The 21,955-nt window shown below is 68.4% G+C and carries 21 protein-coding genes; 7 read left to right on the forward strand and 14 right to left on the reverse strand.

Annotated features, from left to right (window positions below; genetic code table 11):
• Positions 1-57: 57 nt before the first annotated feature.
• Genes G5C66_RS06285 through G5C66_RS06295 form a run of 3 tightly spaced genes read right to left on the reverse strand, consistent with a single transcriptional unit; the run spans position 58 to position 4,034 of the window.
• The gene (locus G5C66_RS06285) at positions 58-621 is read right to left on the reverse strand and encodes an SACE_7040 family transcriptional regulator (RefSeq protein WP_165110107.1); all 564 of its coding nucleotides are present in this window, start codon (positions 619-621) and stop codon (positions 58-60) included.
• 33 nt (positions 622-654) lie between these two features.
• Positions 655-1,311 carry an SWIM zinc finger family protein gene (locus tag G5C66_RS06290; protein WP_165110108.1) on the reverse strand — a complete coding sequence of 219 codons (657 nt, stop codon included), beginning with the start codon at positions 1,309-1,311 and terminating at the stop codon, positions 655-657.
• Positions 1,308-4,034 carry a DEAD/DEAH box helicase gene (locus G5C66_RS06295; RefSeq protein WP_165110109.1) on the reverse strand — a complete coding sequence of 909 codons (2,727 nt, stop codon included), beginning with the start codon at positions 4,032-4,034 and terminating at the stop codon, positions 1,308-1,310. The genes G5C66_RS06290 and G5C66_RS06295 overlap by 4 nt, the downstream gene beginning before the upstream one ends.
• Positions 4,035-4,144: 110 nt before the next feature.
• On the opposite strand from G5C66_RS06295, the gene G5C66_RS06300 reads away from it, so the two are divergent.
• The 3 genes from G5C66_RS06300 (at position 4,145) to G5C66_RS06310 (ending at position 7,345) form a co-directional block, all read left to right on the forward strand.
• Positions 4,145-4,864: a molybdopterin-dependent oxidoreductase gene (locus G5C66_RS06300; protein WP_165110110.1), complete on the forward strand. Its 720-nt coding sequence runs from the start codon at positions 4,145-4,147 to the stop codon at positions 4,862-4,864.
• A gap of 34 nt (positions 4,865-4,898) precedes the next feature.
• Positions 4,899-6,506 carry a DHA2 family efflux MFS transporter permease subunit gene (locus G5C66_RS06305; RefSeq protein ID WP_165110111.1) on the forward strand — a complete coding sequence of 536 codons (1,608 nt, stop codon included), beginning with the start codon at positions 4,899-4,901 and terminating at the stop codon, positions 6,504-6,506.
• Positions 6,507-6,574: 68 nt separating this feature from the next.
• A complete protein-coding gene (locus G5C66_RS06310) occupies positions 6,575-7,345 on the forward strand; it encodes an endo alpha-1,4 polygalactosaminidase (RefSeq protein ID WP_165110112.1) in 771 nt (256 codons plus the stop codon).
• Positions 7,346-8,030: 685 nt separating this feature from the next.
• On the opposite strand, the gene G5C66_RS06315 is transcribed toward G5C66_RS06310, so the two are convergent.
• The 5 genes from G5C66_RS06315 to G5C66_RS06335 form a co-directional block, all read right to left on the reverse strand.
• Positions 8,031-8,930, reverse strand: coding sequence for a hypothetical protein (locus tag G5C66_RS06315; RefSeq protein ID WP_165110113.1), 900 nt, complete (start codon positions 8,928-8,930; stop codon positions 8,031-8,033).
• The gene (locus G5C66_RS06320; protein ID WP_165110114.1) at positions 8,927-9,883 is read right to left on the reverse strand and encodes a WXG100 family type VII secretion target; all 957 of its coding nucleotides are present in this window, start codon (positions 9,881-9,883) and stop codon (positions 8,927-8,929) included. The genes G5C66_RS06315 and G5C66_RS06320 overlap by 4 nt, the downstream gene beginning before the upstream one ends.
• A complete protein-coding gene (locus tag G5C66_RS06325) occupies positions 9,883-10,209 on the reverse strand; it encodes a hypothetical protein (RefSeq protein ID WP_165110115.1) in 327 nt (108 codons plus the stop codon). Before G5C66_RS06325 ends, G5C66_RS06320 begins: the two co-directional genes overlap by 1 nt.
• Entirely contained in the window at positions 10,206-10,751 is a 546-nt protein-coding gene (locus G5C66_RS06330) for a hypothetical protein (protein ID WP_165110116.1), read from the reverse strand. Before G5C66_RS06330 ends, G5C66_RS06325 begins: the two co-directional genes overlap by 4 nt.
• A gap of 293 nt (positions 10,752-11,044) precedes the next feature.
• A complete protein-coding gene (locus tag G5C66_RS06335) occupies positions 11,045-12,253 on the reverse strand; it encodes a hypothetical protein (protein ID WP_165110117.1) in 1,209 nt (402 codons plus the stop codon).
• 554 nt (positions 12,254-12,807) lie between these two features.
• Here G5C66_RS06335 and G5C66_RS06340 point away from each other — a divergent pair.
• Together G5C66_RS06340 and G5C66_RS06345 are read left to right on the forward strand one after the other, a co-directional pair.
• Positions 12,808-13,188 (forward strand): hypothetical protein, encoded by a 381-nt coding sequence (locus tag G5C66_RS06340; RefSeq protein WP_165110118.1) that lies wholly within the window; start codon positions 12,808-12,810, stop codon positions 13,186-13,188.
• A gap of 57 nt (positions 13,189-13,245) precedes the next feature.
• The gene (locus G5C66_RS06345) at positions 13,246-13,854 is read left to right on the forward strand and encodes a hypothetical protein (protein ID WP_165110119.1); all 609 of its coding nucleotides are present in this window, start codon (positions 13,246-13,248) and stop codon (positions 13,852-13,854) included.
• Positions 13,855-13,869: 15 nt separating this feature from the next.
• Here the strand turns inward: G5C66_RS06345 and G5C66_RS06350 are convergent, their stop codons facing one another.
• From G5C66_RS06350 to G5C66_RS06365, 4 genes are all read right to left on the reverse strand, one after another.
• Positions 13,870-14,250, reverse strand: a complete 381-nt coding sequence (locus tag G5C66_RS06350) for a hypothetical protein (protein WP_165110120.1) — start codon at positions 14,248-14,250, stop codon at positions 13,870-13,872.
• Between the two features lie 67 nt (positions 14,251-14,317).
• Positions 14,318-15,607: a cytochrome P450 gene (locus G5C66_RS06355; RefSeq protein ID WP_165110121.1), complete on the reverse strand. Its 1,290-nt coding sequence runs from the start codon at positions 15,605-15,607 to the stop codon at positions 14,318-14,320.
• The gene (locus G5C66_RS06360; protein ID WP_165110122.1) at positions 15,594-15,899 is read right to left on the reverse strand and encodes a hypothetical protein; all 306 of its coding nucleotides are present in this window, start codon (positions 15,897-15,899) and stop codon (positions 15,594-15,596) included. The genes G5C66_RS06355 and G5C66_RS06360 overlap by 14 nt, the downstream gene beginning before the upstream one ends.
• Before the next feature lie 202 nt (positions 15,900-16,101).
• Complete coding sequence (locus tag G5C66_RS06365) at positions 16,102-16,425, reverse strand: hypothetical protein (protein ID WP_165110123.1); 324 nt, start codon at positions 16,423-16,425, stop codon at positions 16,102-16,104.
• Between the two features lie 68 nt (positions 16,426-16,493).
• Between G5C66_RS06365 and G5C66_RS06370 the strand changes: the two genes are divergently transcribed.
• Together G5C66_RS06370 and G5C66_RS06375 are read left to right on the forward strand one after the other, a co-directional pair.
• Positions 16,494-17,270 carry a sensor histidine kinase gene (locus G5C66_RS06370; protein WP_165110124.1) on the forward strand — a complete coding sequence of 259 codons (777 nt, stop codon included), beginning with the start codon at positions 16,494-16,496 and terminating at the stop codon, positions 17,268-17,270.
• The gene (locus G5C66_RS06375) at positions 17,267-17,947 is read left to right on the forward strand and encodes a response regulator transcription factor (RefSeq protein WP_165110125.1); all 681 of its coding nucleotides are present in this window, start codon (positions 17,267-17,269) and stop codon (positions 17,945-17,947) included. The genes G5C66_RS06370 and G5C66_RS06375 overlap by 4 nt, the downstream gene beginning before the upstream one ends.
• Before the next feature lie 9 nt (positions 17,948-17,956).
• Here the strand turns inward: G5C66_RS06375 and G5C66_RS06380 are convergent, their stop codons facing one another.
• A complete protein-coding gene (locus G5C66_RS06380; RefSeq protein WP_165110126.1) occupies positions 17,957-20,041 on the reverse strand; it encodes a RecQ family ATP-dependent DNA helicase in 2,085 nt (694 codons plus the stop codon).
• Between the two features lie 13 nt (positions 20,042-20,054).
• On the reverse strand, positions 20,055-21,698 hold the full coding sequence (locus tag G5C66_RS06385) for an ATP-binding cassette domain-containing protein (protein WP_165110127.1): 1,644 nt from the start codon (positions 21,696-21,698) through the stop codon (positions 20,055-20,057).
• Positions 21,699-21,955: the final 257 nt, after the last annotated feature.

The following is a 21,955-nucleotide window of genomic DNA, read 5'->3' on the forward strand; positions in this document are numbered from 1 at the left end:
TAACGTTCATTAACCTCGTGTGACAAGTCCCACGTCCGGTGTCGACGGGGACGGTGACTATTCGGCGAGGGCGGCTCGGGCCATCTTGGTGAGCACCGCGCGGGTGGACTCCTCGGGGAGGACCCGGTTGTGAGGCGTCGAGTTGATCAGACCGAAGACTCCGTGGGCCATCGCACGGGCGGTGTCGAGGGCCAGGGCCGGGTTGCGGTCGCGGAGCTGGGCGGCCCAGAGGTCGACGTACTTCCGCTGCAGCGTGCGCACCTGCTCGCGCGCCTCGTGCGGGAGCGACTGCCAGTCGCGCTCCTGGACGACGATCAGTGCCCGGTCGCGCAGCGCGAAGTCGACGTGCCAGTCGATCAGCGCCTCGATCGCCGCCGCGGTGCCGGAGGCGGCCTTCACCCGGGCACGCCCCTCCCGGAGCAGCTCCTGGGAGATCGAGACGAGCATCTCGGCGAGCATCGCGTCCTTGCTCGGGAAGTGCTTGTAGAGCGCCGGACCGGAGATTCCGCAGGCAGCGCCGAGCTCGGAGACGGAGACGCCGTGGAAGCCGCGGGCCGCGAAGAGCTCGGCCGCGGTGTCCAGGATCTGCTCGCGCCGGGTCTTCGTCGGAGCCGATGTCATTCCGTCAGGTTAGCCCCTGTTCACTCCTTCGAGTCACTCCTCCAGCATGTGACGCGCCCGGAGCACGGCGTCGAGCGCGATCTCGACGTCGTCGACCTGATCGCGCGTCGCCTCGCCGGCTGGGGCGGCCCGGCCGGTCTCCGGCCCCTTGTTCCTCAGCAGCGCATGACGCTCGGCCCCACGCAGGTGGAGCAGCACGGAGGCATCGCGGTCGACCGTCCAGCAGAGCTGGTGCAGCACGGCGAGCGCATGGCCGCAGACCGGGTGCCAGTGACCGCACGTGCAGGTCACCCCGAGCTCCTCGCCGTAGGGGACCAGCTCGACCCCCGCCTCCTCGGCATGCTCGGCCACGTCCAGCGGCAGCTCGCCGACGAGAAGCGCCTCGACCCGCGCGGCCGAGGCACCGAGGACCTCCTCGAGCGCGGCGACGGAATCTCCGTCGAGCACCGGAACCGTGCCGATCACCGTCCACAGCCCGCGCTCGTCCTCGACCCCGGCGGCGAACCGGCCCGCCTCGACGACCAGGCCGCCGATCCGTCCCGAGCGGGCAAGAGTCCGGGCGCCGGAGAGCTGGTTGTCGTCGTAGGCCAGCTCCTCGATCGCCCGCAGGAACGCCCGTCCCCACCAGGACTCGACCTTCACCATCCCGCGCCGGTGCGGCTCGCGGGCGAAGGTCAGCACCGAGCTCATGACGCGATCCGGCGACGTTTCCGGCGCTTCTGGGGACCGAGCTTGACCAGCTCGCGGAGCTCGGCGTTGGACAGCTCGGTGAAGGCGGCGGCCTCGCCGGCGCCGAGCACCGCATCTGCGAGCACCCGCTTGCGCTGCAGCAGCTCCGCGACGCGCTCCTCGACGGTGCCCTGGGTGATGAGCCGGTGCACCTGGACCGTACGCGTCTGGCCGATGCGGTGAGCTCGGTCGGTCGCCTGATCCTCGACCGCCGGGTTCCACCACCGGTCGACATGGATCACGTGGTCGGCCCGGGTCAGGTTGAGGCCGACCCCACCTGCCTTGAGCGAGAGCAGGAAAACGGGCACCTCGCCGTCCTGGAAGCGCTCGACCATGCGCGAGCGCTCCGCCACCGGGGTGCCGCCGTGGAGGAACTGGTGCGCCACACCGGACGCGGCCCAGTGGCCCTCGAGGAGACGGGCCATCGCGACGTACTGGGTGAAGACGAGCACCGCCCCCGACTCCGCGAGAACCGTCGAGACCAGCTCGTCGAGGAGCTCGATCTTCTGCGACCGCCCCGTGATCCGACCGCCCTCCTGCTTGAGGAACTGCGCCGGGTGGTTGCAGATCTGCTTGAGGCCGGTGAGCAGGCTGAGGACGAGCCCACGTCGCTGCGGGTCGTCGGCGTCGAGCCGTTCGATCCGCGCCATCGCGTCGCGCACGTAGGCCTCGTAGAGCACCGCCTGCTCCCGGGTGAGGGACAGCAGGTGGTCGGTCTCGGTCTTGGGCGGCAGTTCGGGCGCGACCCCGGGGTCCGACTTGCGGCGCCGCAGCAGGAACGGGCCGACCAGCGAGGCGAACTCCTTCGCCTTCCCGACGTCCGCACCGGCCTCGATCTGGCTCGCCCAGGCGCGCCGGAAGGCCAATCGGCTGCCCAGCAGCCCCGGGACGCACCAGTCGAGCAGGGCCCACAGCTCGGTCAGGTTGTTCTCCACCGGGGTGCCGGTCAGCGCCACCCGGGCGTGCGACGGGATCTCGCGCAGCGCCTTCGCGGTCGCGGAGGCGGCGTTCTTCACGTGCTGAGCCTCGTCGGCGACGACCAGCCCCCACGACACCGCGGAGAGCAGCTCGACGTCGCGCCGCATCGTCCCGTACGTCGTCAGCACCACGCCGCTCGCACCCTCGACGCGGTGTCCTGAGCCTGTCGAAGGGTCGCGCTCGGCGCCGTGATGGCGCCGCACCTCCACCTCGGGCGCGAACCGGGCGAGCTCGGCCTCCCAGTTGCCCAGCAGGCTGGCCGGGCACACGACCAGGGTCGGCCCGGCGTGCTCCTTCTGGCGGTGGAGATGGAGCGCGATCGTCATCAGGGTCTTGCCGAGGCCCATGTCATCGGCCAGGCAGCCGCCCAGGCCGAGCGAGGTGATCCCGGCCAGCCAGGTCAGCCCCTCGACCTGATAGCCGCGCAAGGTGGCCTGCAGTTCCACGGGCACCTCGACAGCAGGCCCCGAGGTCGCCTCGATCACCTCGTCGCGGAGTCTCGCGATCGACGCCCCGATGATCACCTTCTCGCCGGGAGCGGCCTCGGCGACCTCCGCGGGCACCTGACCGGTGAGGGCCACCGCCAGCGCCTCGCCCCCGCTGATCCGTTTGAGCAGCCGCTTGCGCGCACGACGGAGCACCGAGGGATGCACGACCGCCCACGCACCTCGGAGCCGCAGGATCGGGCCGGCGGCGGCCGCCAGGGCGTCCATCTCGGCGGCATCGAGCGGCTCGCCGCCGAGCGCCACCTGCCACTGGAAGGCGAACAGGCCTTTCTCGCCGAGCGGCGACTCGCGCATCAGGTCCTCGCGGGCGCGGGTGGACGTCGACGGCGTCCGATCGACCGCGACCGACGTGGTCAGGTCACGGGACAGCGAGCGCGGCCAGAGCACGTCGACACCCCGCTCCTTGAGCCATTCCGCCCCGTCCTCGAGCAGCCCGACGACCTCGTCGCTCTCCAGGGTCAGCGACTCCGGGACCGGCAGGTCGAGCAGCCGGTCGAGCACCGGCCAGGCCTCCGCCGCCCCGCGGAGGGCGACCTGCGCATGCGTACGCGCCCGCGGGCCGAACCCGTGATCGTCGCCCTCGTCCCACAGCCTCGCGGCGTCCGCGACGTGCAGCGGGTCGGCCTCGTCGTGCACCTGCGGCACCAGCGTCAGCGACCCCGCGAGCAGGTCCTCCTCCGGCGCCTCGACGCGGAACGAGAGCCGCACCAACGACGGCAGCGCGGCCGTCACCGGGCCCTCGTCGGTCCGATAGCGCGCCAGCCGGGCCTGCAGCGACTCCCGGAACGCACCCGACCCGGCCGCCTTCGGTGCCGAGGTGGGCACCGCGTCGGCCACCGCAGCCACGACCTCCCGCACCAGCACCTCGGCCGCATCGCCGTCCAGGTCCTCGTAGGCCCGTGACTCGGCCAGCAGGCGCACTCGCTCGTCGTCCTCGGGCGTGTAGCGGACCGCCCACGAACCACCCGCGGGCTCCAGCTGTCCCGCGGCCACGAACCGGAGCCCGAGATGAGCAGCCGATGCGACCAGAGCGACCGAGGGATGCAGGTCGGAGGCGGCGTACGCCTTCTTGAGGACCGGCAGCGCGGCCCGCATCGGCAACGACACCGAGCGGCGGGAGTCCACGAACTCGACGGCCGAGTCCCGCGGCGGCTGCGCGGGCCGGAAGACGGCGCGGCCGGTCACGGGTACGAAGGACATGGACACGACCGTAGCCGCCACCACCGACAGGGTTTCTCATCCTCGAGGATGAGACGCCCGCCCCTGAAGGTTGACGCGCACCCCGCCCGAGCCCTGCCACCGTGGCTGACATGACCAAGACCCACGCAGGCACAACCCTCCCGCCGGGACAGCAGCTCATCGACTTCTTCCCGCGCTTCGGCCGCCGCCTCGACCAGCCGCCACCGACCGTGCCCGCCCAGCCGACGGTGATCTTCGGCGGAGTGCTCCCGACGCCGATCGAGATCGCCGTCGACGAGCTCGTCGACACCGGTCGTCGCGATCTCGACGCCGACTTCCACTGCGTCGCCGGCTGGTCGGTGACCGGCCTGCACTGGGAGGGCGCCGCCTTCGCCGACGTCTACCGGCGGTACGTCGCACCGGCCGTACCCGCGGGCACGACCGTCACTCACGTGACGGTCCGCGGCCTCGACGGCGAGCACTTCGTCGCCCAGCTGGACGATCTCCTGGCCGACGACGTCCTGCTCGCCGACCGGCTCGGCGGCCGGCCGCTGGACGGCGCTCACGGCGCACCGCTGCGGCTGGTCAACCCGGCACAGTACGGGTACGCCAACATCAAGCACGTCTGCCGCATCGACGTGCACGCCGGCCCGCCGGCGGCCGGACCACAGGCGCTGCTCGACCGGCTGCTCGAGTCCCACCCGCGGGCGCGGGTCTGGGAGGAGGAGCGCCACGGCACGGTGCCCGGCCGGCTGATCCGGCCGATCTACCGGGTGATCAAGTCGTTCCTGCTCTCCGCGGCCGTGCGCCGTGGTGAGGCAGGTCACCATTCAAATGCAAATAATGGCTAGGGCGCCTATCAACCCACACGTAGGCTGTCAACCCGTGACAGACATTTCTGCCAAGCCTGAGAAGGCGCCGGACGATCACCTCGACAAGAGCGTGCTCATCGTCGCAGGCGTCGTCGTGCTCGGATCGATCATGTCGATCCTCGACATCACCGTTGTCTCCGTCGCACTGGAGACGTTCCAGCGCGAGTTCGACGCCACCTCTGCCGAGGTCGCCTGGACGATGACCGGCTACACCCTCGCCCTGGCGACGGTGATCCCGCTGACCGGATGGGCAGCCGACCGGTTCGGCACCAAACGCCTCTACATGACCGCGATCGTGCTGTTCGCGCTCGGGTCGGCGCTGTGTGCGCTGGCCACCTCGCTGCCGATGCTGGTCGCCTTCCGGGTGATCCAGGGCCTCGGCGGCGGCATGCTGATGCCGCTCGGCATGACGATCCTGACCCGCGCCGCCGGACCCGAGCGGGTCGGCCGCGTGATGGCGATCCTCGGCGTACCGATGCTTCTCGGCCCCATCCTCGGGCCCATCATCGGTGGCGCGCTGATCGACTCCGCCTCCTGGCACTGGATCTTCCTGATCAACATCCCGATCGGCGTCGTCGCCCTCGTGTACGCCTGGCGCGCGCTGCCCAAGGACCACGTCGAGCCGTCGCAGTCCTTCGACTTCCTCGGCATGGTGCTGCTGTCGCCGGGTCTGGCGCTGTTCCTCTACGGCGTCTCCTCGATCCCCGAGGCCGGCACGATCCTCGACACCAAGGTGCTCGCCTTCATGGTCGCCGGCCTGGTGCTGATCGCCGCGTTCGTCCCGTGGGCGCTGTCGCCGCGCAACGACCACCCGCTGATCGACGTACGCCTCTTCGGCAACAAGGAGCTCACCGTTGCGGTGATCACCCTGTCGATCTTCGCGATGGCGTTCTTCGGCGCCTCGCTGCTCTTCCCGCTCTACTACCAGCAGGTACGCGGCGAGGACGCCCTCCACGCCGGCCTGCTGCTGGCTCCGCAGGGTCTGGGCGCGATGGTCACGATGCCGCTCGCCGGCATGCTCGCCGACCGCACCGGCCCCGGCAAGATCGTCCTCGGCGGTCTCACCACGATCGCGGTGGGCATGTTCATGTTCTCGCGGCTCGACGACACCACGCCCTACTGGTACCTCCTCGTGTCCCTGTTCATCATGGGACTCGGCATGGGCGCGACGATGATGCCGACCTTCGCCGCCGCCCAGGCGACGCTGCGCGAGCACACCATCGCCCGCGGTACGACCCTGGTGAACATCGTCCAGCAGGTCGCCGCCTCCGCCGGCACCGCGCTCTTCTCGGTGCTGCTCACCAACGCCCTGTCCGGCAAGGAGTCGATCTCCGCTGCGGACGACCTCGCCGACAAGCTCGGGGTCCCGGCGGCCGGTCTGGAGAAGTTCATGTCCGACCCGGCCAACCAGCAGAAGGTCGGTGAGGCCGCTGCTTCTCTGGGTCTCGACCCGGCCAAGCTGCCGGAGGTCTTCAAGGCGATCCCGGTCGAGATGGCCGAGGCCTTCTCCACCACCTTCGTGATCGCTGCGATCCTGGTGCTCGCCACGCTCATCCCTGCGTGGTTCCTGCCCAAGAGCAAGGCCGAGCACGGAGCCGCCGCTCCGACGGTCCTCCACTGATCCGCGCACGCGCACGTACGCAGGGCCGGGCTGCCGTTGGCAGCCCGGCCCTCGTCGCACTTGTCGGATTGTTCGCCTTGGCGGGTTGCGGCTCGCCGTCGGTCGCCCTGCCCCCGACCGACGGCGTCTTCGACTACCAGCTGGGTGGGCTTGCCGACCGGCTGACCGACGGCACCCCGATCGACGTGGTCGTCCGCGACGCCACCGCCCAACCCCTCGAGGGCGCCTACAACGTCTGCTACGTCAACGGCTTCCAGACCCAGCCCGGCGCCGACTGGTCCGACCATCCGGCGGCGCTGCTCCGCGACGCCTCCGGCAATCCCGTACGCGACCCCGACTGGCCCGACGAGATCGTCCTCGACCCCTCCACCGCCACTGCCCGTTCGTCGATCCTCGAGATGGTCGGTCCGGCCATCGAGAGCTGCGCCCAGTCGGGCTTCGACGCCGTCGAGATCGACAACCTCGACACCTGGACCCGCTTCGACTCGATCTCGCGCGACGGCGCCTTCGCCCTGGCCTCCGCCTATGTGACCGCCGCTCACGACCTCGGCCTGGCGATCGCCCAGAAGAACGCAGCCGAGGCCGCCCGCACCGCCCACGACGACCTCGGCTTCGACTTCGCCGTCGTTGAGGAGTGCGGCGCCTACTCCGAGTGCGCCGCCTACACCGACGTCTACGGCCCGCACGTGCTCCAGATCGAGTACCCCGACTCCCTCGCCGAAGCCGGCCACTCCTTCGCCGACGTCTGCGCCGACCCCCACCACGCCCCGCTCACCATCCTCCGCGACCGTGATCTCGTGGGGCAGGACGATGCGGCGTACGTCTATGAGGCCTGCTGACGCATCACGCGTCACATCGGCTAGTTGCCCCAACCTCGAGACCCGGAACTGAACTCGCAAGCCTCCGCACCCAGCCAGGGCAACACCTCCTCCTAAGGTGGCAACGTGACCGCACTTCCACAGACGGCGAAGTTCTACGAAGCCGTACGCCAGGAGCTGACCGGGACTCCGCACGTCCTCACCCCGACACAGCAGGGTTCGATCTGGCGCTCGACCTCGTGAACGCCAAGTGGTTTGCCACCTTCAACAAGGCCGGCCTGAGATCGTCGTACGTCCACCACGTCGCTGTCGCGCCGAGACCTATCGAATCCTCAACGACGAGATCACCTTCCAGTGTCGTGCTGGCGTTCCCACGGGGTTCCGCTACGAACGCGTCCAGGGGCGACTGACCGAGGTCGGGTTCAAGAAGTCTTGGGGGATCAGAGAGAGCGGCGAGTTCAGCCAGATCACGGACTACACGTTCAACTCCGCAGAAGGACGCAGACTCATCCGGAGAGCCGCCAACTCGCTGGGGCTCAAGGAGAAAATGCCGGCTACCATGGTGATCGGCCCGGTCTTCGCCATCATCGGTGGCCTCGGGCCGTGTCCACGCTGGTCATCCTCGGAACGGTCTTCCTAGCCAGTTAGTGCCCTCCCGCCCGCGCGGCCATGATCCTCGGGGCTGAAGCAGACCTCAACGACGTAGCTAATTCGATGACAAACTAACCGCGATCGGTGATATCCCTGACCCGAAGTCGAAGGTCACCTCGCTTGGCATGTTCGGAGCAACAAACACGAGCCTGCGCACTCCGCCTGACGGACTCGCCAGCTCACGTCCGACCTTCTGTCCGATACGTACGGTCGCCCCGCCATCGATATCAGCGTCGACCACGACCCACGTCTGACCATCCGGCGCCCAGCCCAACGAAGTGATGTACGGCAGAACATGCACGGCCCGCACGCCGCACTCGTGCGTAAGGGCTGCTTCCTTCGGCTCGAACGCTTTGGCAGGGCATCGCCTGTCGAATGTCGTCGACGCTGCCGCAAGGTCTTTCAACTGCTCACCCTGGTTGCCCTCGACCACACCGGTGTCGAGCTCGACACGTTGCGTCACACCGTCATACTCCACCTGCAGGACCGACGGATCCTTCGCACCCACGACCAATCCCTGATACCACTGCGACGGCACCTCTGACGGAAGCGCAATTTCCTCTTCACCATCAAGGAGCGAGAAGGAAGGCTCAGGGAGTGACTCCAGGGTCTGATCTTCTAGGAGTACGTCCCGGCCCTCTGAACTCGAATGGGGCTGAAGTTTCCAAGCTATGCCAACCATCTTCGTCCCGGCCCGGGGCCTCAGGTCACCCGAGTCGGTGACCACGCTGCCTATCGCAGGGCTCACCTTCAACGTCAATACCCCGGTCGGGAGACCCACCTGAGCTTCACGGCCACCGCTGATCTGCTCCGGCGACACCTCTTCGACCTGACCTTCACCCACTCCTTGACCAGAATCATCCGGGCTTGAGGAGCACGAGGTGAGCACTAGCCCGGCCAGCACAGAGGCAGCAATCGACCACGTCGCGATCCATCGAGTCGTCATCGATCTCATCGATCAGTGATCCTCCAGTTATCGTCATTCTTATAGACACTGGAAGCAAGACCGTCGGGTTCCGGCCACTTGGATTGGTCGAGCGCAACGTCTCCGCCCGTGAGCTCGGTCCACGCCATGAATCCGGAATTACGGCCCTGGATACTCACCTCACGCATCGCAGTGACGACGGCGTTGAGGAAATTGACCCCATCAACAATCACACCAACGGGGGCCGTCACCGCGGCGGTCGGAAGCTTTGTAATTTCAATATCACCAACAAGCGTGTCCGCAACATCAGCAACCAAGGCAACCAGTGCCTGAATCACGTCAGACCAGCACTGCTGAATCATCTCTGCTGCGTCAGCCATCAAGTGCGCCGCTGACCCCATCTTTGATGCCATCACCTTCATTGCGTCACCCTGTTGACGCGCGACCCCTTTGTAAGCAGTGAAGGCTCGGCCCTCCCAATAGATCTCCAAGGAGTCGGTCTTCTGCGCAACGTCAAACCCGGCGTCACCCAGTGCGCTTTGACCGGCCTGATAACCGGCACCCAGGCTCATTAGCTTTTCAGGGTTTCCAAAGATTCCATCGATGCATGCCTGCATGGCTTCCACGAGCTTCTTGTGAGCTGCCCACAATTGCTCAAGTAGGTCGCCAAGTTTTCCGTCGAGCCAGTCTTTGATAACATCCACCAGAGCCGCGCCAGCAAGGCCACCTACTATGCTTCCGAGCGGACCTCCGCCGACCACCCCAATTGACCCCCCGATAATGGCCGCCTGAGAAGTGCTCAGGCCATCAATCTTGGCCCGAATGTCCTTTCCCCAGTCCTCAATCGCTTTCACCAACTGGGCGTTGAGTTCCGCGATTCGGTTGAACCACATGTCCGGGGTACCGAAAAGGATAAGGTCAGAAAGCTGTCCCTTTAACGGGGGAACTTTGTAGGCCGGGAGCCCTGGCATCCGGTCGCTCATCAGATTCCAGCCTCCGCCTTCTTGAGCATCTCAGCAGTATTTGCGTCAGTCTCTTCAAAATCTTTCGCCGCCCGTTCCACGGCGTCGCCGACCCCCTCTACGGTAGACGCCGCGGTCGTGAGAACATCCGCTGCCGAGGCAACAAAGTGGTCGTGGGGCTCTTGCAGCGACGCGAGAAGGACGCCAAATAGGTGACCCTGGCCCTCGCCTTGAGATGCCTTGTTGCGCGCTTCCTTTATTTTCCCGCAAGCATCCTCGCGCCAGGCATATGCACAGTTGTAAAGTGCCTGAGCTTCAACATAAATGCTATTGGTAGGACCACTCACGACTCCAAGGCCTCCTTCAACGCGGCATTGATCCGTTCTAGAGTTGCACTCCACAGCCATTGCTGGTCCGCATCCACAGAAACCAACTGACCTCGGTCATTCAGAGTTAGCGTTAGGTAGCCGTTTCGAGAGCCCCCCCTGCGACTCCTCGGACCGTCCACATAGTCCAGACCGCCCTGGTCGATATATCGCTGCAACTGGTTGGCCTGCTCACCGGGAGAGAGAATTGCTAGCCCAGGAGCCGTTGGACCAGGGAGTTCCGGTCGAGTCGTTGGCGAATCTCCAGACGGAAGATCCCCGGATAGCGCTATCTCGCTAATCACTCGCGCCGTTTCAGCCCGATTAGCGGCGTCAAATATTGCGTCAACAAAGCCATCCAGCGACTTGATTCGCGGCGTCAACTGCAAGACACTGATATTCGTCACTTCGCCCCTGACGCCAAGGGATAAGCTCACTTCATCGAAACGATCTGTTGCACTCGCCGTAACCTCACCAACAAAGTCGGCACTAATCGTTCGGCGTACCGCGTCGCGCATGGACATGCATTACTCCTCGCCCCAACTCCACCCGGGAATCAGTTGCATTGGTCTAGGGCAAAATTTAACGTAAGCGAGGCCGCACAGCATGTCAAGAACTTCCATTGACTTCACTTATTTTGTCTCGTCTCCGAACTGTGGACAGGCGCTACGGGTTAGCTGCGGAGGTCCTCGGTTCGTGATAGTGAGGCGCAGAGCTAGGAAACGTTCCAGGGGCGCCACATATGACCTCTGCGTTTCGACAGTTAGCGCGGCGGACGAGCATCGACTTGATCACGATCGGCGCTGAACGATGCGTGTTATCCGCGACGGTTCTTGTCCTCGCTCTTGTCGTTGGCCTCCGTGGCATCAGGGACCCAGCCGCGGGAGGCGTTGGGGTCCAGGACGTCGCTGGCGGTCTCGGTCCAGTCTTCGGTGTAGTCGGCTTCCCACTCTTGGCTCTGGCTGCCGTTCTGGTCCCGCTTCTTACCTCCACGGCCGGCGGCGGCACCCATCCCACCGCGTCCGGCTGCGGCACCCCGCGCGGCGGCGCCACGTCCCGCACCGGCTCCGGCGCCTCGTGCGCCCGCACCGGTGGCACGGGCACCAGCTCCGGTGGCCCGTGCGCCCGCTCCGGCAGCACGAGCACCCGCCCCGCGGGCTCCAGCGCCAGCAGCGCCGGCTCCCGCGCGAGCGCTTGCGGCGCCGGCTCTGGCAGCTGCAGACCTGGCCGCGGCCGACCTGGAGGTCGCTCCCGCGGACCCTGCCTTCGCGGAGGCACCTGCGGCGAACTTGCTGGCCACCGCCTTGGCGACACCAGCGCCCAGAAGGGCGCCACCGCCGGCGAGTGCGAGGGCCGACATGCCACCCGTGCCGCCCGCGAGCGGCGCGAGCCCGTCAGCCGTCTCGACCATCGCGTACGACGTCGCCGGTGCAGGGGTGCCGTCGGCGTTGATCCACTGGGTGCCGTCCCATTCGGGCGTGTTCTCAGCCTTCGCCGCCTCGATGTTCGCCTTCTCCTGGGCGATCAGCTCGTGGCCCCAGCCCTCGGGGTAGAGCGTGCCGGAGTTGTACTTCGCCATGCGCGCCTGCGCGGCCGCGACCTGGCTCGCGGAACCCGGCGAGCCCGAGCTGCCGGCAGGGACTGGGTCCGAACTGCTGCCGTCGTCATAGAGGGCGCGAACCTTCGGCTCGGCCTCGTCGACGGACGTGTCGACGTCCTGCACGTGCTGGGCGGCGATTCGCTCGGCCTCAGCAATCGCGGCCTCTCGGGCTGCGTGGGCGGCTCGGTCGGCCTGGAGCGCCTTCTGGTTCTCTGCTGCCTGCGCTCCGTCAACGCCTGTTCCGGACTGGGCGTACTTCGGGTCGGAGGGATTCGGTGCGGCACCGTGGGACGCGGGCAGGGTCGCTTCGAGCCTGGCATGCTCACGCATCGCGGTGGTGATCCTGCCTCGTACGTCTTGTAGTGCTGCGACAGCGGCTTTGATCACGTCGCTCTTGTCGGCCGTCTTGGTACCCGACGACTCCATACTGCGACGGGCCGCCGGACCTGACATCGACGCCGCGGAGAACCCATCTTCCGCGGCTTTCCCGCTGCGCTGCAATGCCTCGCCGGCGTCTCGGAACAGACGCTCGCTCGTCTGCCACTTGGTGATGAGAAGGTCAATCGCACCTGGATCTGCGGTTTTGACATAGTCACCGAGTCTTTGCATCCACGGTCCGCGTACGGTCATCCCGATCCTCCCCGAAAGTACTGTTCCTGGGGGACCGGATGCCCCCGCTACCCAAAGATTAGACAACACGACGACTGCTCAGGTCACCCTGTGGCAGAACTCCTCTAGAGTTCCGAACCATGTGGACGGATCGGACGATCAAACTCGGCGCCCTAGCAACAAGCCTGGCATTGACCATGTCAGGTTGCGGTTCGGACGAACCGGAGGCTGACCCGACGAAACCTGCGGCCTCTAGTACACCGTCGTCAGCGGACCCCAGCGCGGGCGGTTCGGAAGTTCCCTCCGATTGGCAGGTGGCGTCCGCAGGACCTGTCCAGTTGCAGGTTCCGCCGGACTGGACGCTGGACTCGATGGCCGATCAGCAGCAGACGATGCGCGCACCAAAGGACTCCATCGGTCTATCTCCTGGGTCCGGCAACATTCAGGCAGGCCCAAATGCCGGTGGTGGCGAGGGCGAGAGCGCTGTCGAAGAGTGGGCCAAGCTCAGCGAGAAGACGCTGGCCGACGACGTTCAAAACCTCAAGCGCCTACCCAATGAGACGATCAACGGTTCCGTCTTCTACCACTTCCAGGGCGAGGGCGAGGGCTTTTGGCAGGACCACTACGGGACTGTCACACCTAACGGCGACGATCGGGTCACCATTACGTGGCACTTTAATCAAACTGACATCGACCGCAAGGGTGCCGAGACGTTGATCGCTCAGATCATGCCAACGTACAAGGTCCTCTGATCACCGGAAGGTGCTTCAGAATTGTCCGGACTCAGAGGAAAGCAGATAGTCCGTCTTATGTCTCGGACGATCGCGATCGCCGCACTGGCCCTGATCACCGTAACTGCGCTCGCTGGGTGCGGTGACGACGCACCCACCGCAGACCCGACTGCCAGCGCCTCCGCCTCGGGGCCGAATGGAACTGAGTCATCGGAATCGAGCGCACCCGACGTTCCGGCCAACTGGCAAGTCGCATCGGTTGAAGTCGCGCAACTGCAGGTTCCGCCTACATGGAGGCTTAGCTCCAGTGGTGACCTTTCGTTGACGGCACGCGCGCCCGAGGACGCCATCGGCATCTCACCTGGCGCTGCAACGTTCCAAGGGGGCGTCCATTCCGGCAACGGGGACGACGAAGCAGCAGTTGACGCACTGGCGACTCTTGAAGAGAAGACGTTGGCCAACGATGTTCAAGATCTGAAGCGTCTTCCGAATGAGACGATCAACGGGTCCATCTTCTACCACTTTCAGGGCGACAACGGACGCGAGTGGGAGGACCACTACGGGACGGTTGTACCTGCTGGCGAGCATCGAGTCGCAGTCACATGGCGATTCACCAAGGCGGACATTGACCGCAAAGGCGCCGAGGCACTGATCGGTCAGATCATGCCGACGTACCAGGTTCTTTGAGCAGACTGAGACCAATCAGATCATCGGGATCTTTCCGCCGAGTTCCTTCCTGAAGATCACGAGCGGGTTGCTCATCACGGCGAGAGCCTCGGCCATCTTCTTCGCAACGATGGCTGCGCCCTCGTCGGTCGCAGCAATGTCGTGGATGGCATCGTTGACGGCGCTGGCGTACTTCTCCAGGCCCTCTACGGTCTCTTTCTTCGCCTTGCCGATGTTCTCGTGACCTTTGATCACCGCGTTGGCGAGCCACTCCCCCTTGGCGGAGCCCCCGAACGCACTTACCGCGGGGGCGTGCCCGAGGTTGAGGCTCTGGACCAGCCCCTTCTGCTCCTCGAGGTCTCTATGGACCTTGTTCAGATTGTCGTAGTCAACGGTGAGCTCGTCGCCGTTACCCATGGTCCGCCTCCCGAGGCTTCCGTACGCACCCCCGGCGGGTGCCTCAGTAGGAGTAGTACACCACGGGTCACAGGGCGACGGGCAGGGATGCGTAGCCGCGGAGGATGCGGGTGGGGCGGCGTACGGCTTCGCCGGAGACCCGCAGAGACGGGAAGCGCTCGAAGAGCATGCGGAGGCCTACGCGGGCCTCGAGGCGGGCGAGGCTGGCGCCTAGGCAGAAGTGGGCGCCGGCGGAGAAGGAGAGGTGCTGGTCGGCGTTGGCCCGGCTGATGTCGTACGTGTCGGGGTCCTCGAACACCGACGGGTCGCGGTTGGCTCCGCCGATGACCACGGCGACAGCGGTGCCTCGGGAGACGTCCACGCCCGCCACGTTCGTGGCGGCGTAGGCCTCGCGGACGGTGGCCATCACGGGCGGGTCCCAGCGCAGGGTCTCCTCGACGACACCGTCGACCAGGGAGGGATCGGCGAGAAGCAGAGACCGCTGGGACGGGTGGGCGTCGAGAGCCGCGACGGCGTTGCCGAGCAGGTTGACGGTGGTCTCGAAGCCGGCCGCCAGCACCAACAGCCCGAGGGCGTGGAGCTCGATGTCGTCGAGGTCGCCGGCGATCACCAGGGCGCTGAGGAGGTCGTCGCCGGGGTCGGAGCGGAGGCGGCGTACGTGGTCCTCGAACCAGTGGTGCAGGGACCTCATCGCGGTCTCGACCTGGGAGTAGTCCCGCCAGGACAGCCCCGGGTCGAGGATCGCGGCGGCCTGGTCGCCCCAGCGCAGGATGTCGGCGCGGTCCGCGGCCGGCACTCCGAGCAGTTCGGCGATGACGGTGATCGGGAGCTTCGCGGCGTACTCCTCGATGATGTCGACCGGCCCCTCGCGCGGGTCGATCTGGTCGAGGAGGTCGCCGGCGACCGCGGTGACCATCTCGGCCATCGAGCCGATCCGGCGGGCGGTGAACGCCTTCGAGACGTGCTTGCGGTAGCGGGTGTGCAGCGGCGGGTCGACCGCGAGCATCGACGGCGGGTCGACCGGACCCAGGGCGTCGGGGGCGCTCACCTTGCCGAGCAGCCAGCGCAGCGGTACCGGCAGCTCACCCTGGCCGTCGCCGACGCCGAAGTCGCTGCTGCGCAGGATCTCATCGGCGGCGGCGTACGAGACGGTGCCGGCCATGAACGGATTGGTGTGGATCGGCCCGCGCGCCCGCAGCCGGCCATAGTCCGGGACCTCACGCGACCACATCAGCTCGGCGAGCGGGTCGCCGCGCCTCGACGCGAAGCTGAGGACCGCGCGGTTGATGCCTTGGGAGAGGGCCCATCGCGCGTACGACCTCGCCCCCTCGATCGGCGACAGCTCAGGCCGAGGCATCGGCCAGCTCCTCGCGGAACTCGTGGGTGCCGATCCGGCCCATCAGCGGCGCCAGGTCGGCGAGCAGCTCGGCGAAGGCCGCCTCGTAGTCCTCCTGCGACAGGGCCGGGTCGAGCTGCGCCTGGAACCGGATCCGCCACCGATGACGAAGGGCCTGCGCCAGGCGCTCCGGGGTGCCGAACGCGTCCGCATAGGCCGGCGACCACGGCAGCCTGCGCGCGCCGCCGGCGCGCAGCTCCGCCTCTGCCTCGTTCAGCAGCCGGTAGCGCTCATGGGTCTGGTTCCACGTCATCGTCCTCACCGTCTTCGTTGTCGTTGGGATGATGGTTCGACGCTAGTGATCGGTGGCACCCGGGCACATCGCACGCTGGCAGGCACCTGCGTTCCTACCCTGGTAGGAGATCGGCCGCCTGCCACGGTCGGATGCGACCCGGGTCACGCGTTCCTAGACTGGACGGCATGAGTGTCCGGAGTCTCGCTCGCGACGTGCGTGATTACCTGGACAGGCGCGTACGCAGCAAGGACCTCGACATCCCCTGGTGGGCGCCGCTGCTGTCGGCCGCCGCGCTCCTCGGGGTGGTCACCGTCGCGGTGCTCCAGCGGGAGGCCACGGGACAGATGGTCCTGGCGGGGCTGGTGATCGTCGTGCCCTCGCTGAGCATCTTCTTCGTCCCGACGTCCCGCGACTGGCTCAAGCACAACATGTGGGTCGTCGACCTGGTGCCGACGCTCGCCGGGTCCTCGTGGCTGATGTCGGAGCCGGCGACCGCGTTCTGGCCGCAGCACGACTTCGCCCCGGCGGTGCTGGTCCCGCTCACCCTCGAGATGGTCATCCGCGAGGGCCTCCGCACAGGAAACCCTCTACGGGATCGCCTCGGGGGTGGTGATGTGGGTCTTCGCCACGGACACGCCCAGCGGCATCGGTGTCCACTTCCTGCTGCTCTTCGTCGGCTGGGTGTGCGGGCTGATGATGCTCGCCCAGATGCGGGCGCTCCGCGCCGAACGGCTCGCCCGCGCGCAGGAGCACGCCCGCGCGACCGAGGCCGAGCGCACCCGGATCGCCCGCGAGATCCACGACCTCGTCGGGCACTCGCTCTCGATCACCCTGCTCCACCTGACCGCGGCGCGGCGCGCCGTCGCCGAGGGGGACGACCCCGACGAGGCGGTCTCCGCACTCACCGAGGCCGAGGCCGTCGGGCGCCGGGCGATGGCCGAGATCCGCCGTACGATCGGGGGACTGTCGAGCTCCGGCGCCGGGACGGCACCGCTGCCCGGGGCCTCGGACGTGGTCCGGCTCGTCGAGGAGGGCCGCAGTGCCGGGCAGACGATCACGTTCTCGTCCTCCGGCGACCTCTCCCGCATCGACGCCGGCGTCGGCCTGGGCATCTACCGGATCCTGCAGGAGTCCCTCGCCAACGCCATCCGGCATGCCCCCGGCGCACCCGTCTCGGTCTCGTTGGCGGTCGCGGACGGCGTACGTCTCTCCGTGCAGAACCCGCTCGTCGGCACCCGGCGCGGGGTCGGCGAGGGAACCGGGCTGGCCGGCATGGCCGCCCGCGCCGAACAGCTCCGCGGCCGGTTGTCGGCGGGGGCCGAGGAGTCGATGTGGAAGGTTGACCTGGTGATCCCGCCACACTGTCTCGTACGCAAGGCCCTCGCATGACGCCGGTCAACGGCTCCTCGCCGATCCGGGTCATCGTCGTGGACGACCAGGAGCTCGTACGCAGCGGCCTCCGCCGCATCCTGCGACGGCGCGACGGGATGGAGATCGTCGCCGAGTGCGCCGACGGGTCGGAGGTGGTCGCAGCTCTCGAGGCCAACCCGGCCGACGTCGTCGTCATGGACCTTCGGATGCGGCAGGTCGACGGGATCGCCGCCACCCGGCTGCTGCGGGCGCTGCCGGAGGCTCCGCCGGTGCTCGTGCTGACCACCTTCGACGAGGACGAGCTCGTCTCCGGGGCTCTGCGCGCCGGGGCCGCCGGCTTCATACTCAAGGACTCGCCCGCCGAGGAGCTGGTCATGGCCGTACGCTCCGTCGCCCTCGGCGACGCCTGGCTCGACCCGGCGATCACCGGCCGGGTCCTGGCCACCTACCGCTCCGCCGTCGTGCCACCGGCGTCGAGGGCGGTCGAGGTCTCCGAGCTGACCGACCGCGAGCTCGAGGTGCTCCGTGGCCTCGCCTCCGGCTGGACCAACTCCGAGATCGCCGAGCGGCTCGTCATCTCCGAGCTGACCGTGAAGTCCCACATCGGCCGCATCTTCGCCAAGCTCGACCTCCGCGACCGCGCGGCCGCCATCGTCTTCGCGTACGACCACGGGATCGTCCGGCCGGCGACCTGAGGGCGTGTTCTACGTCGTCGTCGCCAGCACCAGCGGGCTCACCGACCCGGCGCCGGCGTCGAGCAGGGCGCGGGCGGCGAGGGTGACGGTCCAGCCGGTCGCGACGCGATCATCGACGAGCAGTACGTCGGCACCCGGTGGCACCTCGGCGTGGAGCGAGAAGCGGCGACCGACGGCGGCGACGCGCTGGGCCGAGTTGGAGGCGCCCTGGCCCGGGCCGACGTCGGGGTCGACGATGGCCCACGAGCCGAGCACGGGGACGCGGAGGTAGCGCGAGAGACCGTCGGCGAAGTCGCGGGTCAGGGTCGGGCGGGTCGCCGACTCGACGTAGACGATGCCGGCCACCCGGGGCTTCCAGTCGCCGAGGACCTCGACGACCGCCTTCACCAGCGGCACCGGGACCGGACCGTCCTGGGCGGGCTCGCGGAAGAGCTCGCGCAGCGCCTGGCCGTAACCGAGGTCGGTCAGCCTGGCGACCGCGCGGCCTTCGAGCGGCCCCTCCTTGATCTTGCCCTTGAGTGAGATGCCGAGCCGGTCGAGACCGGTGGGCCACATCTTCTTCGGCTCCACGACCACCCCGGGTCGAGCCAGCCGGGCTGACGCCTCCTCGACCGCCCCCTCGGACACCGTCGAGGTCACCGCGAAGCCGCCGCAGTTGTCGCACCGCCCGCAGTCGACGGCGCCGGGGTCGTCGAGCTGCTCGCGCAGGAACCGCATCCGGCACTGGTCGGTCGAGATGTAGGCGAGCATCGCGTCCTGCTCGCGACGGCGCGCCTCGGCGACCCGGGCATAGCGCTCCGCGTCGTAGTCCCACGGGACTCCGGTCGCCTCCCAGCCGCCGCCGACCCGGCGGGCGGCGCCGTCGACATCGAGGACCTTGAGCATCTGCTCCAGGCGTGAGCGGGACAGGTCGACGTACGTCTCCAGCGCCTGCGTCGACAGCGCACGCCCCGCCTCGGACAGGACGCCCAGGGTCTGGCGCACCTGCTCCTCGCGCGGGAACGCCAGCGACGCGAAGTAGGCCCAGATGTCGCGGTCCTCGACACCGGGGAGCAGCACGACGGAGGCGTCTGAGGTGCCACGGCCGGCGCGGCCGACCTGCTGGTAGTAGGAGACCGGCGAGGAGGGGGCACCCATGTTGACCACGAACCCGAGCGTCGCGTCGAAGCCCATCCCGAGCGCCGAGGTGGCCACCAGCGCCTTGATCTTCCCGGCGGCCAGCGACTCCTCGAGCTCGGCCCGCTCGGCCGCCTCGGTGCGTCCGGAGTAGGCAGCGACGTCGTGGCCTCGGGAGCGGAGGTAGTCGGCGATCTCCTCGGTCGCGGCGACGGTCAGGCAGTAGACGATGCCCGACCCGGGCTGCTCGGAGAGGTGGTCGGAGAGCCACGCCAGCCGCTGCTCGGGGGTCTTCAGCGAGACCACCGCGAGCCGCAGCGACTCCCGGTCCAGCGATCCCCGCAGCACCAGAACCCCCGACCCCATCTGCTCGGCGACGTCCGCGGTCACCCGGGAGTTGGCGGTGGCGGTCGTCGCGAGCACCGGGATCCCGTCGGGGAGGTCGGCCAGGAGCGTACGGATCCGGCGGTAGTCGGGTCGGAAGTCATGCCCCCAGTCGGAGATGCAGTGGGCCTCGTCGACCACCAGCAGGCCGCACTCGGCGGCCAGCCGCGGCAGCACCGCGTCACGGAACTTCGGGTTGTTGAGCCGCTCGGGGGAGACCAGCAGGACGTCGACCTCACCCGCATGGATGGCCTCCTCGATCGAGACCCAGTCCTCGGGGTTGGTCGAGTTGATCGTCACCGCCCGGATCCCGGCGCGCTGCGCGGCAGCGATCTGGTTGCGCATCAGCGCGAGCAGCGGCGAGACGATCACCGTCGGCCCGAGCCCGGCCTCGCGGAGCAGCAGCGTCGCGACGAAGTAGACCGCCGACTTCCCCCACCCGGTCTTCTGCACCACCAGCGCCCGGCGGCGCTCGACCGCCAGGGCCGAGATCGCCGACCACTGGTCCTCGCGCAGAGCCGCATCCGGGCGCCCCACCAGGGCGCGCAGATGCGCCTCGGCACGAGAGCGTACGACGCCAGCGGGATCAGTCATGACCACCTGTCTATCAGGCACCTCCGACAGAGTGGCCCAGCGCCAACCGCGGCCAGTCCGAGAGGTCGGCCAGCATCTGCCGATCGTGAGTCGCCACCACCACAGCCGCAGATGTCGTACGCAACGCGACGGTCAGCTCGTCGACCAACCCGGCGGACAGATGGTTGGTCGGCTCGTCCAGGATCAGCAGGTGCGGCCGCGAAGCCAGCCGCAGCGCCAGCTCGAGCCGCCGCTGCTGTCCCTGGGACAACCGCTCCGCGGGCGTACGCCGCGCCTCGGCGTCCATCAGCCCGGTCGATCGAAGCGACGAGGCCGCCCGTTCCGGCACCACCCCGTCGGCGACCAGCCGGCCACAGTGCTGCGCATAGATCTCGGCCGCGGTCAGCCCCGGCTCCCAGGCCGGCTCCTCCTGCCCGACGAGCGCGACCCGCGCCCCGGGCGAGACCCACACCGATCCCGTCGACGGAGCGAGCCCGCCGCCGAGCACCTGCAGCAGGGTCGACTTGCCCGCCCCGTTGGGACCGGTGACCAGCAGCCGGTCACCGGCATCGATCCCCAACGACACCGGCCCCGGCAGGCGGCCGGGAACACCGACGTCCTGACACCGCAGCAGCGTGCCTCCGACATCGGCCGGCAGCGCCGGGAACCGCAGCGTCATCGGCGGCTCGGGCACGGTGATGCGGTGCGCCTCGAGCGCCGCGAGGTCACGGTTGAAGGAGCGCACCAGGCCGGGCGCCCGGGTCTGCCGCTGGTGCTTCCCGGTCCCCTTGGGCGGCCGCCAGCCGGTGCTGAGCCGGTCCTGGGCCGCCGAGACCGAGTCCTGGAGCCGGCGGTGCTCCTCCTGCTGCGCCGCGAAGTCCTGCTCCCAGCGCTCGCGGTCGCGACGCTTGCCCTCCTGCCAGCCCTGATAGCCGCCCGCGTACGTCCGGGCCCGGCCGTCCTCGCTCGGATCCAGGTCGAGGAACTCGACGCCGACGTCGCGGAGCAGCCGGCGGTCGTGGGACACCACGACGACCCCGCCGGCGTGCGAGCGGATCCGCTCGGTCAGGAACGCCAGCCCCGTGGCATCGAGGTGGTTGGTCGGCTCGTCGAGCACGAGGAGGTCGTGGTGCGCCCCGAGCAGACAGGCCAGCCGAACCCGGTAGCGCTGGCCGACCGACAGCGTCGCCAGCTCCCGGGTGTGATCGGTGCACGCGCCGAGCGCCTCGAGGGCGATCTGCACCCTGCGGTCGGCGTCCCAGGCATCCAGCGTGGTCGCCTGCTCCAGCGCCGCGGCGTACGTCCCGGCGGAGTCGTTCGGGTCCTCCGACAGCGCCTGGGCCGCCTCGTCGAGCGCGCGGAGGGCGTCGTGCGACTCGGCCAGGGCGGCGGAGGTGAGGGTGCCGACGGTGTCCCCTGGACGTACGTCCAGGGCCTGCTGCGCGATCCCGAGGCTGCCGTGCCGCTGAACACGGCCGGAGTCGGGGACGAGGAGGCCGGCCAGGACATGGAGGAGTGTGGTCTTGCCGCGGCCGTTCTCGCCGACGATGGCCACGCGGGACCGGTTGACGGCGGAGACGGTCACGGAGACGTTGCGCAGGACGGGACGGCCGCTACGGGTGACCGAGATGTCCTCGGCGCGCAGGTGGGCAGAGGTGTGGTGGGTCTGTACAGACACGAAAATGAACTTCCAGCTCGCGTACGGGAGCCGGGAGAGCGAGAGCAGCTACCCGGCTATGGCCGGACAGCGGCGGGAGTATGCCTCGAAGCGCCGCCGTCAGGCGACGGAGCGCAGGCGCATGGAAGCGATTCCGAGGTGCATGACTCCAGGATAAGCGGAGCGGAACCGCCCACGCGAACCGTTATTCACCTAGCGCGAAAACGACGCCGAGCCGGCGCTGTTGGTCCTCCCCCACGGGGACCCGCAGAACCGGC

This window comes from Nocardioides turkmenicus (assembly GCF_011045035.1).
In the GTDB taxonomy this organism is placed as follows: domain Bacteria; phylum Actinomycetota; class Actinomycetes; order Propionibacteriales; family Nocardioidaceae; genus Nocardioides; species Nocardioides turkmenicus.